This is a genomic window from Buchnera aphidicola (Macrosiphoniella sanborni), from assembly GCF_005080885.1.
In the GTDB taxonomy this organism is placed as follows: Bacteria; Pseudomonadota; Gammaproteobacteria; order Enterobacterales; family Enterobacteriaceae; genus Buchnera; species Buchnera aphidicola_AU.
Map to the genome: position 1 here is coordinate 322746 of NZ_CP034864.1, position 15442 is coordinate 338187.

General features: G+C 24.7%; 14 protein-coding genes. 6 read left to right on the forward strand and 8 right to left on the reverse strand.

Annotated features, from left to right (window positions below):
- Nucleotides 1–12 precede the first annotated feature (12 nt).
- The 6 genes from D9V74_RS01415 (at nt 13) to D9V74_RS01440 (ending at nt 7689) form a co-directional block, all read left to right on the forward strand.
- Nucleotides 13–756 carry a Nif3-like dinuclear metal center hexameric protein gene (locus D9V74_RS01415; RefSeq protein ID WP_158362612.1) on the forward strand — a complete coding sequence of 248 codons (744 nt, stop codon included), beginning with the start codon at nt 13–15 and terminating at the stop codon, nt 754–756.
- 154 nt (nt 757–910) lie between these two features.
- Complete coding sequence (locus D9V74_RS01420; protein WP_158362614.1) at nt 911–3640, forward strand: 2-oxoglutarate dehydrogenase E1 component; 2730 nt, start codon at nt 911–913, stop codon at nt 3638–3640.
- A 15-nt stretch (nt 3641–3655) separates the two neighbouring features.
- Entirely contained in the window at nt 3656–4867 is a 1212-nt protein-coding gene (gene sucB / locus D9V74_RS01425; protein WP_158362615.1) for a dihydrolipoyllysine-residue succinyltransferase, read from the forward strand.
- Nucleotides 4868–4972: 105 nt separating this feature from the next.
- Nucleotides 4973–5668: a 2,3-diphosphoglycerate-dependent phosphoglycerate mutase gene (gpmA, locus tag D9V74_RS01430; protein ID WP_158362617.1), complete on the forward strand. Its 696-nt coding sequence runs from the start codon at nt 4973–4975 to the stop codon at nt 5666–5668.
- A gap of 189 nt (nt 5669–5857) precedes the next feature.
- Entirely contained in the window at nt 5858–6820 is a 963-nt protein-coding gene (gene pfkA / locus D9V74_RS01435) for a 6-phosphofructokinase (RefSeq protein ID WP_158362619.1), read from the forward strand.
- A gap of 80 nt (nt 6821–6900) precedes the next feature.
- Nucleotides 6901–7689, forward strand: coding sequence for an MIP/aquaporin family protein (locus D9V74_RS01440; protein WP_158362621.1), 789 nt, complete (start codon nt 6901–6903; stop codon nt 7687–7689).
- A gap of 11 nt (nt 7690–7700) precedes the next feature.
- Here the strand turns inward: D9V74_RS01440 and tpiA are convergent, their stop codons facing one another.
- The 8 genes from tpiA to serS all read right to left on the reverse strand — a co-directional run bounded on the left by tpiA (nt 7701) and on the right by serS (nt 15181).
- Nucleotides 7701–8462, reverse strand: coding sequence for a triose-phosphate isomerase (gene tpiA, locus D9V74_RS01445; RefSeq protein ID WP_158362622.1), 762 nt, complete (start codon nt 8460–8462; stop codon nt 7701–7703).
- 99 nt (nt 8463–8561) lie between these two features.
- Entirely contained in the window at nt 8562–8846 is a 285-nt protein-coding gene (gene ihfB, locus D9V74_RS01450) for an integration host factor subunit beta (protein ID WP_158362624.1), read from the reverse strand.
- 86 nt (nt 8847–8932) lie between these two features.
- Entirely contained in the window at nt 8933–10612 is a 1680-nt protein-coding gene (gene rpsA, locus D9V74_RS01455; RefSeq protein ID WP_158362626.1) for a 30S ribosomal protein S1, read from the reverse strand.
- Nucleotides 10613–10743: 131 nt separating this feature from the next.
- Entirely contained in the window at nt 10744–11100 is a 357-nt protein-coding gene (locus D9V74_RS01460) for a (d)CMP kinase (protein WP_261979348.1), read from the reverse strand.
- Between the two features lie 38 nt (nt 11101–11138).
- Entirely contained in the window at nt 11139–11399 is a 261-nt protein-coding gene (locus D9V74_RS01465; RefSeq protein ID WP_158362630.1) for a (d)CMP kinase, read from the reverse strand.
- Nucleotides 11400–11425: 26 nt separating this feature from the next.
- Nucleotides 11426–12709: a 3-phosphoshikimate 1-carboxyvinyltransferase gene (gene aroA / locus D9V74_RS01470; RefSeq protein WP_158362632.1), complete on the reverse strand. Its 1284-nt coding sequence runs from the start codon at nt 12707–12709 to the stop codon at nt 11426–11428.
- A gap of 62 nt (nt 12710–12771) precedes the next feature.
- Entirely contained in the window at nt 12772–13860 is a 1089-nt protein-coding gene (gene serC / locus D9V74_RS01475) for a 3-phosphoserine/phosphohydroxythreonine transaminase (protein ID WP_158362633.1), read from the reverse strand.
- A gap of 37 nt (nt 13861–13897) precedes the next feature.
- Nucleotides 13898–15181 (reverse strand): serine--tRNA ligase, encoded by a 1284-nt coding sequence (gene serS / locus D9V74_RS01480; RefSeq protein WP_158362635.1) that lies wholly within the window; start codon nt 15179–15181, stop codon nt 13898–13900.
- Nucleotides 15182–15442 lie beyond the last annotated feature (261 nt).

The window sequence follows — 15442 nt, forward strand, 5'->3', positions numbered from 1 at the left end:
GTCTAAAAAATCATGAATAATTTTCTTTTAGAAGAAATTATTAATAAAAAATTATCATCTAATCAATACAAAGATATAGTTCCTAACGGTTTACAAATTGAAGGTAAACCAATGATTAAAAAGATCATTACCGGTGTTACTGCTTGTCAAGCTTTATTAGAACAAGCATTATTTTATAATGCTGATGCTATAATTGTTCATCATGGTTATTTTTGGGAAAATGAGTCAAGATATATACATAATATGCAAAAAAAAAGATTACAAACTATACTTTCTAATGAAATTAATTTATATAGTTGGCATTTGCCATTAGATATTCATCCAAAGTTAGGTAATAATGCGCAAATTGCTAAAAAATTAAATATTTCAATACAAGGAAATATTTTACCTTATGTTTTTTGGGGCCTAATGGATAAAAAAATCACAGGTTTCGAACTTGTAAATAGAATTAAAAATAAATTCAATATTATTCCTATACATTTATTTGAGAATGCTCCTTTATATATTAATCGCATTGCTTGGTGTAGTGGTAGAGGTCAAAGTTTTATTAAAGAAGCATATAAATTAGGTGTTGATGCTTTTTTAACCGGTGAAATTTCAGAAGAGACTATGCATATTTCCAGAGAATTAGGTATACATTTTTTTTCTTTAGGACATCACATAACTGAAAAAGATGGCATCAAATCTTTAGGAAAATGGTTATATAATAAATACAATCTGAATGTTCATTTTATTAATATTGATAATCCAGCATAATTTTTCAAATTAACATAATAATTTTTTTTAGTATTACTATATAATAATTAAAATATTTATAAATTCTTATAAATATCTTTTTTTTATTTTAGGTATATATCATATTTATAGATATATATCATATTTAATATGCAAACTTTATTGATAAAACATCATGAAAATAAATGAAAAAGACACTTTATTAGATATTTATTGGTTGTGTAGAGATAATCAAGATTATTTAGAAAAAATATATCAAGATTTTTTAATAAATCCTGAATCTATAGATATTACATGGAATAAAATATTTGTAGAATTTTTTCAAGACACAAATAATACTAAAAGTACATATAATATAGAAGATCAAAAAAAAATAATCATAAATAAAATAAATTCTATGATTAATATATTTCGAATAAATGGGTACACACAATCTCAAATTGATCCATTAAAATTAACCAAACAAAAAAAAAATAAAGATTTACAGTTAATTTTTTATGATTTTAAAAAAGAAGATTTAAATAAAAAAATTCAAATAAATTTTCAAAATTGTTCTAATTTTGAAACTAATATCGTTAATTTATACAATATATTATCTAAAAAATATTGCGGTTCTATTGGTTTTGAATACATGTATATAGAAAATCTATTAGAAAAAACATGGATTACAAATTATATAGAATCTTATTTTGATAAAAATTTATTTAATTCAGTAGAAAAAATCAATTTTTTAAAACAAATAACTTATGCTGAAACTTTTGAAAAACATCTTGGAAAACAATTTCCTGGAATCAAACGTTTTTCTTTAGAAGGAGCAGAAAGTTTAATTCCTATGTTACATGAAATAATTAGATTTTCAAAAAACAACAATATTTCTGAAATAATATTAGGTATGGCTCATAGAGGAAGATTAAATGTTCTTGTTAATGTATTAAATAAAAATCCAAAATTTTTATTTAATGAATTTTTAGAGATACATTCACTCGAAAAAAATAGTGGTGATGTAAAATATCATATAGGTGGAAGTGCTGAAATAAAAAACAAAAAAAATAATATAATAATTAATATGGCATATAATCCATCACATTTAGAAATAATTAATCCAGTAATTACTGGAATAGCTCGATCATCTATTGATAATGAAAAAAAAGTTAATAGTAATATTTTGCCTGTGAGTATACATGGAGATGCATCTATTATTGGTCAAGGAGTAGTACAAGAAACATTAAATTTATCTCAAACAGAAGGTTATAAGATTGGGGGTACTGTTCATATAGTAATTAATAACCAAATTGGTTTTACTACTTCTAATTCTCAAAATCTTCGATCTAGCAAATATTGTACTGATATTGCTAAAATGATTGATGCACCTATCTTTCATGTTAATGCGGATGATATAGAAGCATCAGTTTTTGCTATCCAATTAGCTCTTAATTTTAGAAAAAGATTTCAGAAAGATGTTTTTGTAGATTTAGTATCTTATCGACGTCATGGACATAATGAAGTAGATGATCCTTCAGTTACTCAACCTATAATGTATCAAAAAATTAAAAACCATCCAACTGTTAGAGAAATATATTCTAATTTATTGATATCTAAAAAAATAATTACATCAGAAAAAAATGAAGAAATAATAAAAAAATATTATTTGAAACTACACAATGGAGAGAATATTTTTTCAAAATCTAAAGAAATTTTTTTTAAAAATGAACAAAAAGAAATTTTCTTAAAAAAAAGATCTATAAAAAATATAAATATTATAAATTTAAAAAATTTAGCTATATTAATTAATACTATCCCTCAGCATGTTCAAATGCATAAAAGAGTTAAAAAATTATATCAAGAAAGATTAGAAATGGCTCAAGAATTAAAATTATTTGATTGGGGTGCAGCCGAAACATTAGCTTATGCTACAATTATTAATGAAGGCATTTCTTGTCGCATCTCTGGAGAAGATGTAAGTAGAGGTACTTTTTTTCATCGTCATGCATATATTCATAATCAAATAGATGGTTCTATTTATGTTCCTTTAAATCATATTAAAAAAGAACAAGGCAAATTTCAAATTTGGGATTCAGTTTTATCAGAAGAATCTGTTTTAGCTTTTGAATATGGATATTCTTTGTATCCATCTGAAACACTAACTATTTGGGAAGCTCAGTTTGGTGATTTTGTTAATGGTGCTCAAATAGTTATTGATCAATTTATTAGTTCAGGTGAACAAAAATGGAATAAAAAATCTAATTTAGTGATTTTTTTACCTCATGGTTATGAAGGTCAAGGACCTGAACATTCATCAGCTAGAATTGAACGATTTCTTCAATTATGTGCAGAAAAAAATATGCAAATATGCATACCCACTACATCATCACAAATATTTCATCTTTTATGTCAACAAATATTTAAAAAAATTTATAAACCATTGATTATTTTTACTCCAAAGTCTCTTCTCAGGCAACCAATGGCATATTCTTCTTTAAAAAGTTTAGCAGAGGGAAAATTTCAACAAGTACTTCATGAAGAAAATTATATTAATAAAAAAGAAAAACGTCTTATTTTTTGTTCTGGAAAAATATATTATGATCTTTTACATAACAAAATAAAAAATAATATTGAATATATTATTTTAATTCGAATTGAACAATTATATCCATTTCCGAAAAATGAAATCATAAATATATTAAATAATTATTTTTATATAAAAGATTTTATATGGTGTCAAGAAGAACCTTACAATCAAGGAGCATGGTCATATATTCAACATCATTTAAATAAAATTTTACCATCTTCTATTTCATTAAAATATATTGGACGAAAAGCTTCTGCATCACCTGCAGTTGGTTATATGTCTATACATAAAAAACAACAAGAAAAAATAATTAATAATGCATTAACAATTAATTAAATAACAGGATAAAGAATGAAAATAATCAATATTCTTGTTCCAGATTTACCAGAATCTATTAGTAATGCAACAATTGTAAAATGGCATAAAAAAGTTGGAGAAATAGTTAATTATAATGACAATATAGTAGATATTGAAACAGATAAAGTTATGTTAGAAGTATCTTCACCATGCAATGGGATATTAAAATCAATTTTAGAAAAAGAAGGACAAATAGTTAATTCTCATCAAATATTAGGTGAAATTGATCAATTAGAAATTATAAAAAATAACAATATTAATCATAATATTTTAGAAAAAAAAAAATACATAACAGATTTAAAACAAGATTCTGTTGATCCAGAACAATTGTCTTTTATATTAGAAAATAAAAAAGAACATTTTACTCCATCAATAAGACGCTTAATCAAAAAAAATAAAATTAATCATGATGTTATAAAAGATATAATAAAAAAAAACGATAAAAAAAATCTTCAAAATATTTTAAAAAAAAATACAGAAGAATCAAACACAACTATATCTAATAATAATTTTGAAAAAAGAGTAAAGATGAGTCAGTTAAGACAAACTATTTCAAAACGATTATTAGATAGTACAAATAATATGGCTATGCTGACAACTTTTAATGAAGTAAATATGAAGCCCATAATTACTTTAAGAGAAAAATATGGAGAAGATTTTCAAAAAAAACATGGTATTCGAATGGGTTTTATGTCTTTTTTTGTAAAGTCAGTGGTAGAATCATTAAAAAAATTTCCACAAATTAATGCATATATAGATAATACAGATATCGTTTTTTATAAACATTTTGATATTAATATTGCTATTTCAACACCAAGAGGATTAATTACACCTGTATTAAGACATGTTGAAAATATGACAATGTCAGATATAGAAAAAAAAATAAAAGAATTATCTCTTAAAGGTCATGAAAATAAAATTAATTTTAAAGAATTAACAGGCGGTAATTTTACCATTACTAATGGTGGTGTTTTTGGATCTTTAATGTCTACTCCTATCATAAATCCTCCTCAAGCTGCTATATTAGGTATGCATGTTATTCAAGAACGTCCTGTAGTTGTAAAAGGAAAAATTGAAATTCTTCCAATGATGTATATAGCTTTATCTTATGATCATCGTTTAGTAGATGGAAGAGAATCTGTTCAGTTTTTAATGTCTATAAAAAATATATTAGAAGATTTTGTTCGTATTTTAATTGATATATAATTTTTTTATTTGCTTCTATTTTAGTAGTATAAAATTTGATAAATCAATAATTACAATAATCATAAAAATTAAAAAATGAAATAATAAATTATTATAAGAGAAAAAATGAAAAATAATAAAATAATCTTGATACGACATGGTCAAAGTGAGTGGAATGAATTAAATAAATTTACTGGATGGCATGATGCTAAATTATCAGAAAAAGGAAAACAAGAAGCAAAATTTGCGGCGTTTTTATTAAAAACAGAAAAATTTTCTTTTGATTTTGCATATACATCTGTATTAAAACGAGCAATTCATACTTTGCAATATATTTTAGATGAACTAAACCAAAATTGGTTGCCAGTTGAAAAATCTTGGCGTTTAAATGAAAGACATTATGGTGCTTTAGAAGGATTAAATAAAGATGAAGTAACTAAAAAATATGGAGAAGAACAAGTCCTAATTTGGAGAAGAAGTTTTAATATCAAGCCTCCACAAATTGATATACAAGATAAACGTTTTCCGGGAAACGATTTGCGTTACGCTAATTTAAATAAATCTGATATTCCTATAGGAGAAAGTTTAGAAAATACTGCAAAAAGAGTTATTCCTTATTGGAATGAAGTAATTTATCCAAAATTAAAAAATAATAAAAAAATACTTATTGTTGCTCATGGTAATTCTTTACGTGCTTTAATTCAATATCTTAATAAAATAAATAATCAGGATATTATAGAATTAAATATTCCAACTGCAAAACCTATTATTTTAGAATTTGATAAAAATTATTCTCCAACAAAATGGTATTATTTAAAATAATTACATTATAAAATTATTTTTTATATCTTTCATCTATAAAAAGTTAATACTAAATTAGTATAAAAATATTCGTCATTTTATTAATATTAAATAAATTTATATATACTTCAAAATTCTGATATTTTTTTAAAAAGTACAATTAAATTGTATTAAAATGAAATTTTTATCGAAGTTTAAATAGAGGTTCTAATGATTAAAAAAATTGGAGTCTTAACTAGTGGTGGTGATGCTCCAGGTATGAATGCTGCAATTAGAGGAGTCGTTAGAACAGCGTTAAGTGAAAAATTAGAAGTTTTTGGAATTTATGATGGATATTTAGGTTTATATGAAAATAGAATGGTAAAACTTGATAGGTATAGTGTCTCTGATATGATTAATCGAGGAGGGACATTTTTAGGTTCTGCTAGATTTTCGAGTTTTTGTAAAAAAAATATACGTTCTATTGCAGTAAAAAATATTCATAAAAGAAAAATAGATGCTCTTGTTGTAATTGGTGGAGATGGTTCTTATTTAGGAGCTAAAAAATTAACAGAAATGGGAATTCCATGTATTAGTCTTCCAGGAACAATTGATAATGATGTTGCAGGTACTGATTATACAATAGGTTATTTTACAGCTTTACAAACAGTTGTTGAAGCTATTGATAGATTAAGAGATACTTCTTCTTCTCATCAACGTATTTCTATAGTTGAAGTTATGGGTAGATATTGTGGAGATTTAACTTTATCTGCTGCTATCGCTGGTGGATGTGAATTTATTGTATTACCAGAAATTCGTTTTAAAAAAGAAGAACTAGTTCTTGAAATAGAAGAAGGTATTGCTAAAGGTAAAAAACATGCTATCGTTGCAATTACAGAACACATTTGTGATGTAAAAGAATTAGCAGAATATATTCAAAAAAAAACACATCGTGAAACTAGAGCAACAATTCTTGGACATATTCAAAGAGGTGGTGCACCAAGCGCGTATGATCGCATATTAGCTTCAAGAATGGGTGCATATTCAATTGAATTATTATTAAAAGGTTATCAAGGTAAATGTGTGGGAATTAGAAATGAAAAAATGGTTTTTAACGATATAGAAAATGCATTAAAAAATATGAAATGTATTTTTAAAAAAGATTTATTAATCACTGCTAAAAAACTATACTAATATAAAATTAGTGCCGGTCTTTCCGGCGCTCTAATTTTAATATTATTTATCTTGAAAAAAGATAATATAGGTTATGTACAATGAATATTTATAGAAAAAAAAATATCATAAAAAAATGTTTATTTGAATTTTTAGGAACAGGTTTAATAATATTTTTTGGTATTAGCTGTTTAGCTACATCAAAATTAACAAATATTAAACTTAATGAATTTGAAATTAGTTGTATTTGGGGTTTAAGTGTTTCTATTTCAATATATTTAACTTCGACTATATCTGGTGCACATTTAAATCCAGCTATTACTATTTTTTTTTGGTTATCTAACAAATTTAATAAAAGAAAGGTATTACCATATATAATATCTCAAGTATTTGGTTCTTTTTTTTTTACTCTTGTAGTATATTATTTTTATAATCAATTATTAACCACATTTATAAAACAACATAACATTATTGTTGGTTCAATAGAAAGTATTGATGTAGCTTGTATTTTTTGTATCTATCCGAACTATAATAATAGCTTTTTATATGATGCTTTAGTAGAAATATTTGCAAATACGCTATTTATTATTATTTTATTAGAATTTAATAATAAAAAACATAATTTTTTCCTACAAAATCAATTTATTAAACCTCTTTTAGTAGGAATGTTAATATGTATAATTAATTTAGTTATGAATCCTTTAAGTAATATAAGTTTAAATCCAGCGCGCGATCTGGGTCCTAAAATATTTTTAAGTTTAATTGGATGGGGAACTTTATCATTTACTGGCGGTAATAATAATCTTTTATATTGTTTAATACCTACAATTGGTCCCATACTAGGTGCTAATTTAGGAGGTTGGATATATAAAAATATTAATAGTAATTAATTGATGTTTTATTAAAAAATATCATGCGAAGTTTTTACAATTTTTAAAAAAATTTCAGCATTTAAAGATGCATTACCGATTAATAAACCATCTATATCAGGTTGAATAATAAATGATTTTACATTTTTTATATTAACAGAACCACCATATTGTACAATAATGTTTTTAATAGATGAATCGTTTTTTTTAATATAATTTTTTATAAATTCATGTATTAATTGTACATCTTTTGGATTAGCTGATATACCTGTTCCAATAGCCCAAATAGGTTCATAAGCAATAATTATATTTTGAAATGCTAATTTTCCTAATTTTTTTAGTATACAATCTAATTGATTTTTAATAATTTTTTTAGTATTACCATTATCTTTATCTATCTTTGTTTCACCTACGCATAAAATCGGTGTTAAATTTAATTTTTTAATCAAACAAATTTTTTCTGCAACAAGATCATCAGTTTCATTATGCCATAAACGTCTTTCAGAATGTCCAACAATAACATATTTCGCACCTATTTCTTCTAACATTAAAATAGAAGTTTCACCAGTAAATGGACCTGTCAAATGAATGTCTACATTTTGAGCTCCAAGAAAAATATTCATTTTTTTTATTTTTTTATAAACTCGTTCTAAATATACAGTAGGAGGTGCAATAACAATAGTGTTCTTTTCTAAATAATTTAATGCATATAATTGAAAATATTCAAAAAAACTAGAAATCATATTAATATTTCCATTTAATTTCCAGTTTGCTACTATAAAAAATTTTTTCATATTGACCTTTTAAAACTTAAGATAATAGAAACTAAGCATATTTATAAATAAAATAAGTATATATTAACTTAGTTTCTACTATAAAAATATTAAGATATATTATTTATATGTATTTGCGCGATCACGTAATTGTTTTCCTGGTTTAAAATAAGTCACATATTTTTCATTCAGTTGTACTATTTCCCCAGTTTTAGGATTTCGACCAATACGAGGAGAACGATAATGTAGGGAAAAACTACCAAACCCTCGAATTTCAATCCTTTTTCCTTTTGCTAATGACGTTGTCATATGCTTTAACATTTCTATTATAGCTAGTCTTATTATTTTATTAGAAATATGAATTTTTTTTTTAGTAATTTTTGTAAATAATCCTGACTTCGTCATAAAACCTCTGCGATTTATATGTCTTAAAAGTTATTTTTTATTAATGTTTATTTTAAAAATAAAATTTTTTATTTTAAATAGAATAATTATTCAGTATTTTTAGCAGCGTTAAATGCAGCTGTCATAACATTAGAAAAATTATCATTATTTTTTTTATTGTTAGATATTATTGTAGAATCTTTTTTTTCTTTTTCGTCAGGAATGTGAATTACAAGATAAATTATTCTATTTTTTCGATCAAAACTAGATAATTTTACTAAAATTTTATCTTCAAAATTAAATTGATTGATTATTTTTTCAGAATTTACTCGAGGAATATCAGATAATCTAATAATTCCTTCTAAATGAGATTCTGGTAATTGTACAATAATATGTTTTTTATCAATAGATTTCACTTTTCCTGTGATAATTTCATTTTTTTTAAAATTAGAAACATATGTGCTAAACGGATCTTCTTCTAATTGTTTAATTCCTAAAGAAATACGTTCTCTTTCAGCATCTACTTGTAAAACCACGGCAGAGATTTCATCATTTTTTTTATATTTTTTAACTGCTTCTTCACCAGATATTGTCCAAGAAATATCAGATAAGTGTACTAATCCATCAATTCCTCCATTTAACCCAATAAAAATACCAAAATCTGTAATAGATTTTATTCTTCCAATCACACGTATTCCTTTTTTATGAGTTTCTGAAAATTCTTTCCATGGATTAATTGTACATTGTTTTAATCCTAAAGAAATTCTTCTTCTTTCTTCATCAATATCTAAAACTGTTACTTCAACGATATCGTTTACAGAAACTACTTTAGATGGATGTATATTTTTATTAGTCCAGTCCATTTCTGATACATGTACTAAACCTTCAACACCTTCTTCAATTTCAACAAAACAACCATAATCTGTCAAATTTGTAACACGTCCAGTTATTTTTTTTTCTTCTGGATAACGCTTAGAAATATCAATCCATGGATCTTCACCTAATTGTTTTAACCCTAATGAAACACGTGTTCTGTCTCTATCGAATTTTAAAATTTTTACTTGAATCTCATCTCCTACACTTACAATTTCACTAGGATGTTTTACTCTTTTCCAAGCCATATCAGTAATATGTAAAAGACCGTCTACTCCGCCTAAATCTACAAAAGCACCATAATCTGTTAGATTTTTTACAATTCCCTTAAGATGAATACCTTCTTGTAAATTTTCTAATAGTTGATCTCGTTCTGCACTATTTTCTGATTCAATAACAGCTCTACGTGAAACAACAACATTGTTACGTTTTTGATCTAGTTTAATTACTTTAAACTCTAATTCTTTACCCTCAAGATGTATGGTTTCTCGTACTGGACGTACATCAACTAAAGAACCAGGTAAAAATGCACGTATATCATTCAATTCAACAGTAAAACCACCTTTAACCTTACCGTTAATAATTCCAGTCACTGTTTTTGATTGTTCATGAGCTTTTTCTAATATTAACCATGCTTCATGTCGTTTTGCTTTTTCACGAGATAACAACGTTTCACCAAAACCATCTTCAATAGCATCTAACGCAACATCAATTTCATCGCCTACATTAATATCTATTACACCTTGAGAATTTTTAAATTGTTCAGAAGGAATAGAAGATTCAGATTTTAAACCAGCATCAACTAAAACAATATCTTTTTCTATTGCAACGACAATACCCCGAATAATTGAACCTGGACGAGTTTTAATCTCTTTTAAAGATTCTTCAAATAATTGAGCAAAAGATTCATTCATATTAATAATATACGAAATTTTGTTAATTGTTTATTTTAACTTCATGCTAAAATAATCTTGTTTAATATTATCTTGTAATAATCCTTATTAAAGAATGTTTATGATTTTAAAATTAAATGAATTATAAATAATTATATTTCTATTTTTTTTAAAATAATTTCTATTATAGATTTAATAACTTCTGATAAAGTCATATAAGTAGAATCTAATATTATAGCATTTTTTGGTATGCATAAAGGAGAAAATAATCGATTTCGATCAGATTCATCACGATTCTTCATTTGCATAAATAATTCTTCATAATTTACATGATAACCTTTTTTTTTAAATTCTATTGCTCTTCGTTGAACACGTACTTCTAAATCAGCATCTAAAAAAAATTTGATCACAGCATCTGGAAATACTGCTGTACCCATATCACGCCCTTCTGCTATTAAACCTGATAAATATTTTAAAGACCTTTGTTTATTAATTAATATTTTCTTCATATTAGGATAAGTTCCTAATTGAGAAGAAATATTACTAATTATCTCAAGATGTTTTGTTTTATGAAAAACATCAATAGTTTTTTTTTTATTAATGAGAAATTCAAATTATCTAATAAAAAGATCATATTTTTTTCAATAATTTCAATATTTTTATGTAATGCTAAAAATGCTATAAATCGATAAATACATCCTGATTCTAGTAGAAACCAATTTAAATTATGCGCTATTATTTTAGAAACTGTACTTTTACCGACACCACAAGGACCATCAATAGTTATAATAGGATTTTTGTTTATCATATTTTATCTTTAATATATAAAAATTTTTAATTATTACAAATAGATAAAAACTCTTTAAAATAATTCGGAAAAGTTTTTGACACACAACTAGGATTAAGTATATTTACACCAATACCAGATAAACAGATAAGTGAAAAACACATAGCTATACGATGATCATTATAAGTATTAATATTAGAATATTGAAAAACTTGAGGAGGAGAAATAGATAAAAAATCTTTTCCTTCTTTAACAATAGCACCAATTTTTTTTAATTCAATACTCATCGCAGATAGACGATCAGTTTCTTTAACTCGCCAATTATATATGTTTCTAATAGTAGTAGTACCCTGTGCAAATAAAGCAACTATAGCAATAGTCATTGCGCTATCTGGAATATGATTCATATCTAAATTTATTGCTGTTAATGTATTACGAATACAAGTAATAGAATAATCTTCCCATAAAATTTTTGCTCCCATTTTTTCTAAAACATGAGCAAAATTTATATCACCTTGAATACTTTTTTTTCCAATACCAACAACTTTAACTGTACCACCTTTAATAGCAGCAGAAGCTAAAAAATAAGATGCTGAAGAAGCATCTCCTTCAATTTTATATTCTCCTGGAGTAGTATATGATTGTTTTCCTTTGATATAAAAAATACGATAAGAATCGTGCGTAATATTTACTCCAAAAGATTTAATTAAACTTAGAGTAATATCAATATATGGTTTTGAAATTAAATCTTGTTTAATAAAAATAGTTGTATCTTTCAAAGCAAGTGGTGCACTCATTAATAAAGAAGTTAAAAATTGACTAGAAATATTACTATTTAAAATAATAGAACCACCAATAAAACCACCTTTAGTTCGTATTGGAGGATATCCAACATTTTTTTGATATTCAATATCAGCTCCTCCTTGTTGTAATGCATCTACTAAATCTTTTATTGGTCTTTCATGCATTCTATCTTCGCCATGAAGAAAAACATCATTTTTTTTTAAAGATAATACTGCAAGCAAAGGTCGAATCGCAGTACCTGCATTTCCTAAATACAATGATACTGATTTAGATAGAAAAAAAGATTGTCCTATACCTTCAACATAACACGTTTTTTTATCATCAGATAAACTATAATTAATGCCTAATTTTATTAAAGCATCTAACATGTAATGTGTATCATCACTATGCAATAAATTAGTTAATTTTGTTGTCCCCTTAGCCATAGAAGAAATTAATAATGCTCTATTTGAAATACTTTTAGAACCAGGTAAGTAAACAGTTCCATTAACATAAGAAACCGGTTTTAAATCAAGAGAATCTTGCATAATTAATATACGCTCTATTTAATAAAAATTAAAATAATGTTTTAAAAATTTATATAAATTTTTTATCCATATCGATTTTCAAAATATGACATAAAATTTATCAAAGCTTGAACCCCTGCTAATGGCATAGCATTATAAATAGATGCTCGCATACCACCTACTATACGATGTCCTTTTAAATATTTTAAACCTATTAAAGAAGCTTTTTCTAAAAAAATTGAATTTAATTGAGGATCTTTTAAATAAAATACAACGTTCATATTTGATCGATTCTTAATATCGATATTATTAATATAAAAATCACTATCATCGATTTTTTTATATAATAAATCTGCTTTTTTTTTATTTAATTTTTCAATATTTTTTAAACCTCCATTTTTTTTTAACCATTTAAAAACTAATCCTGATAAATACCAAGAAAATGTAGGTGGTGTATTAAACATAGAGTTGTACTGTAATATATTTTTATAATCTAAAATCGAAGGTGATATTTTTGAACAAAACTTTATTAAATTTTCTCTTATGATAATTATAGTTATACCTGCAGGACCAATATTTTTTTGTGCACCTGCATAAATGAGATCGTAATTTTCAATATTAATTTCTCGGGACAAAATACAAGATGAAAAATCTGCTATAATGACTTTGTCATTAAAACAAGGCTCTTCATAAATAGATAATCCATCTATTGTTTCATTAGGACAATAATGAATATATTCTGAATCTTTATTAAAATTCCATTTTTTCATTGGTAAAAGAAATGTTTTTCTATCATAATGTTTTTTTTTAATTAATATTGATTTGGGGATACAATATTTTTTAGATTCTATAAATGCACATTCAGACCAATAACCACTATTTATATAATCTGCTTTTTTATCACAACTTAATAAATTCATAGGAACAGCAGAAAATTGTCCTCTAGCACCACCTTGACAAAATAATACTTTAAAATGATCAGGTATATTTAACAAATCTCTAAGATCTTGTTCTGCTTCTAAGGCAACTTGTATAAATTCTTCACTACGATGGCTAATTTCTATAATAGAAGAACCGGATTGCTTCCAATTTTGCAGTTCTTTTGTTGCTTGTAACAAAACATCTTTTGGCATCATAGCTGGACCAGCACTAAAATTATAAACTACATTCATTGTTTCACCAATTATGTTTTAAGAATTATATTTATGATTAGTTTATAAATTCTAATCCTTGCATATATTTTTTTTGAAGAATTTTAGGGATTTCGACACGACCATCAGAATGTTGATAATTTTCTAAAATAGCAGCTAATGTTCTTCCTATTGCTAAACCAGAACCATTTAATGTATGTACAAAACAATTTTTTTGTTCAGATTTTTTTTTATAACGAGCTTTCATGCGACGAGCTTGAAAATCATGCATATTAGAACAAGAAGAAATTTCTCTATATTTTTTTTGGGAAGGAAACCAAACTTCTAAATCATAAGTTTTTACAGCAGAAAAACCCATTTCTCCTGCACATAATAGAACTTTTCTATATGGTAAATCTAAAAGTTGCAATACTTTTTCAGCATGGTTTGTTAATTCTTCTAATGCTGCTTCAGATTTCTCTGGTGTTACTATTTGCACTAATTCTACTTTATCAAATTGATGTAATCTTATTAAACCTCTGGAATCACGTCCATAAGAAGATGCTTCTGACCGAAAACAAGGAGTATGTGCAGTTAACATAATAGGCAAATCATTTTCATTTATTATTTTATTACAAACTAAATTAGTTAATGGTACTTCCCCAGTTGGAATTAATATATATTTTTTTTCATCTATCATAGTTATATGAAATAAATCATGACTAAATTTCGGCAATTGACCAGTACCATATAATGCTTTAGGCTTTACTAAATAAGGAACATAAGTTTCTATATAACCGTGATTCAAAGTATGTAAATCTAACATAAATTGGCTCAATGCTCGATGCAAAAGAGCTATTTTACCATGCATTACAACAAATCGAGATCCGGATATTTTTGCTGAAGATTCTAAATCTAATTCCTGAAATTTCTTGCCTATTGTTATATGATCTTGAACAATAAAATTGTATTTTCTTTTTTTTCCCCAATATTTAACTTCTTTGTTATAAATTGAAGAATTTCCTTTTGGAACATCATCTGCAGGAATATTAGGTATACACATAGAAAAATTATAAATTTCTTCTTTTAAAATATTTAGTTGATTTTTTAAATCATGTAAAGTTTTTGCTGATTCTATTAATTTTTTTTTTGATATTGAATGTTGATTTTTTTTTGTTTTAGATTCTCTGACTAAATTGGATAAAGAATTATGTTTAAATTGTAAATCCTCTGTAGCAATTTGTAATTTTTTCCGCTTATCTTCCATAGAAGAAATTTTTGAAATATCTAATATATAACCTTTTTTTAATAATTTTTTTGCTATTATATTTAATTCATTTCTTAAAAAATAAGGATTCAACATAACATATTTTTCTCCTCTAAATTATAAATATTTTTTATTTAATATATTTTATAATTTATTCAATAACTTAATTCAACGACTTATAAACGATAAAGATAGAAAAATACTCAAATTTTTATACTCAAAAAAATAAATAATTAAATTATTTAATATATTAAGATGTATTTGATAAAATTAAAACAATTATAATATTTTCTAATTAAATTAAAAAGATATATATTATTCTATTCAAAAATATTAATCATTAATATTAAAAAATAC

Excerpts from the sequence above, each read along its gene's own strand:
- D9V74_RS01415 (WP_158362612.1), top strand. The coding sequence starts at position 13 with ATGAATAATTTTCTTTTAGAAGAAATTATTAATAAAAAATTATCATCT.
- D9V74_RS01420 (WP_158362614.1), top strand. The coding sequence starts at position 911 with ATGAAAATAAATGAAAAAGACACTTTATTAGATATTTATTGGTTGTGT.
- sucB (WP_158362615.1), top strand. The coding sequence starts at position 3,656 with ATGAAAATAATCAATATTCTTGTTCCAGATTTACCAGAATCTATTAGT.
- gpmA (WP_158362617.1), top strand. The coding sequence starts at position 4,973 with ATGAAAAATAATAAAATAATCTTGATACGACATGGTCAAAGTGAGTGG.
- pfkA (WP_158362619.1), top strand. The coding sequence starts at position 5,858 with ATGATTAAAAAAATTGGAGTCTTAACTAGTGGTGGTGATGCTCCAGGT.
- D9V74_RS01440 (WP_158362621.1), top strand. The coding sequence starts at position 6,901 with ATGAATATTTATAGAAAAAAAAATATCATAAAAAAATGTTTATTTGAA.
- tpiA (WP_158362622.1), bottom strand. The coding sequence starts at position 8,462 with ATGAAAAAATTTTTTATAGTAGCAAACTGGAAATTAAATGGAAATATT.
- ihfB (WP_158362624.1), bottom strand. The coding sequence starts at position 8,846 with ATGACGAAGTCAGGATTATTTACAAAAATTACTAAAAAAAAAATTCAT.
- rpsA (WP_158362626.1), bottom strand. The coding sequence starts at position 10,612 with ATGAATGAATCTTTTGCTCAATTATTTGAAGAATCTTTAAAAGAGATT.
- D9V74_RS01460 (WP_261979348.1), bottom strand. The coding sequence starts at position 11,100 with ATGAAGAAAATATTAATTAATAAACAAAGGTCTTTAAAATATTTATCA.
- D9V74_RS01465 (WP_158362630.1), bottom strand. The coding sequence starts at position 11,399 with ATGATAAACAAAAATCCTATTATAACTATTGATGGTCCTTGTGGTGTC.
- aroA (WP_158362632.1), bottom strand. The coding sequence starts at position 12,709 with ATGCAAGATTCTCTTGATTTAAAACCGGTTTCTTATGTTAATGGAACT.
- serC (WP_158362633.1), bottom strand. The coding sequence starts at position 13,860 with ATGAATGTAGTTTATAATTTTAGTGCTGGTCCAGCTATGATGCCAAAA.
- serS (WP_158362635.1), bottom strand. The coding sequence starts at position 15,181 with ATGTTGAATCCTTATTTTTTAAGAAATGAATTAAATATAATAGCAAAA.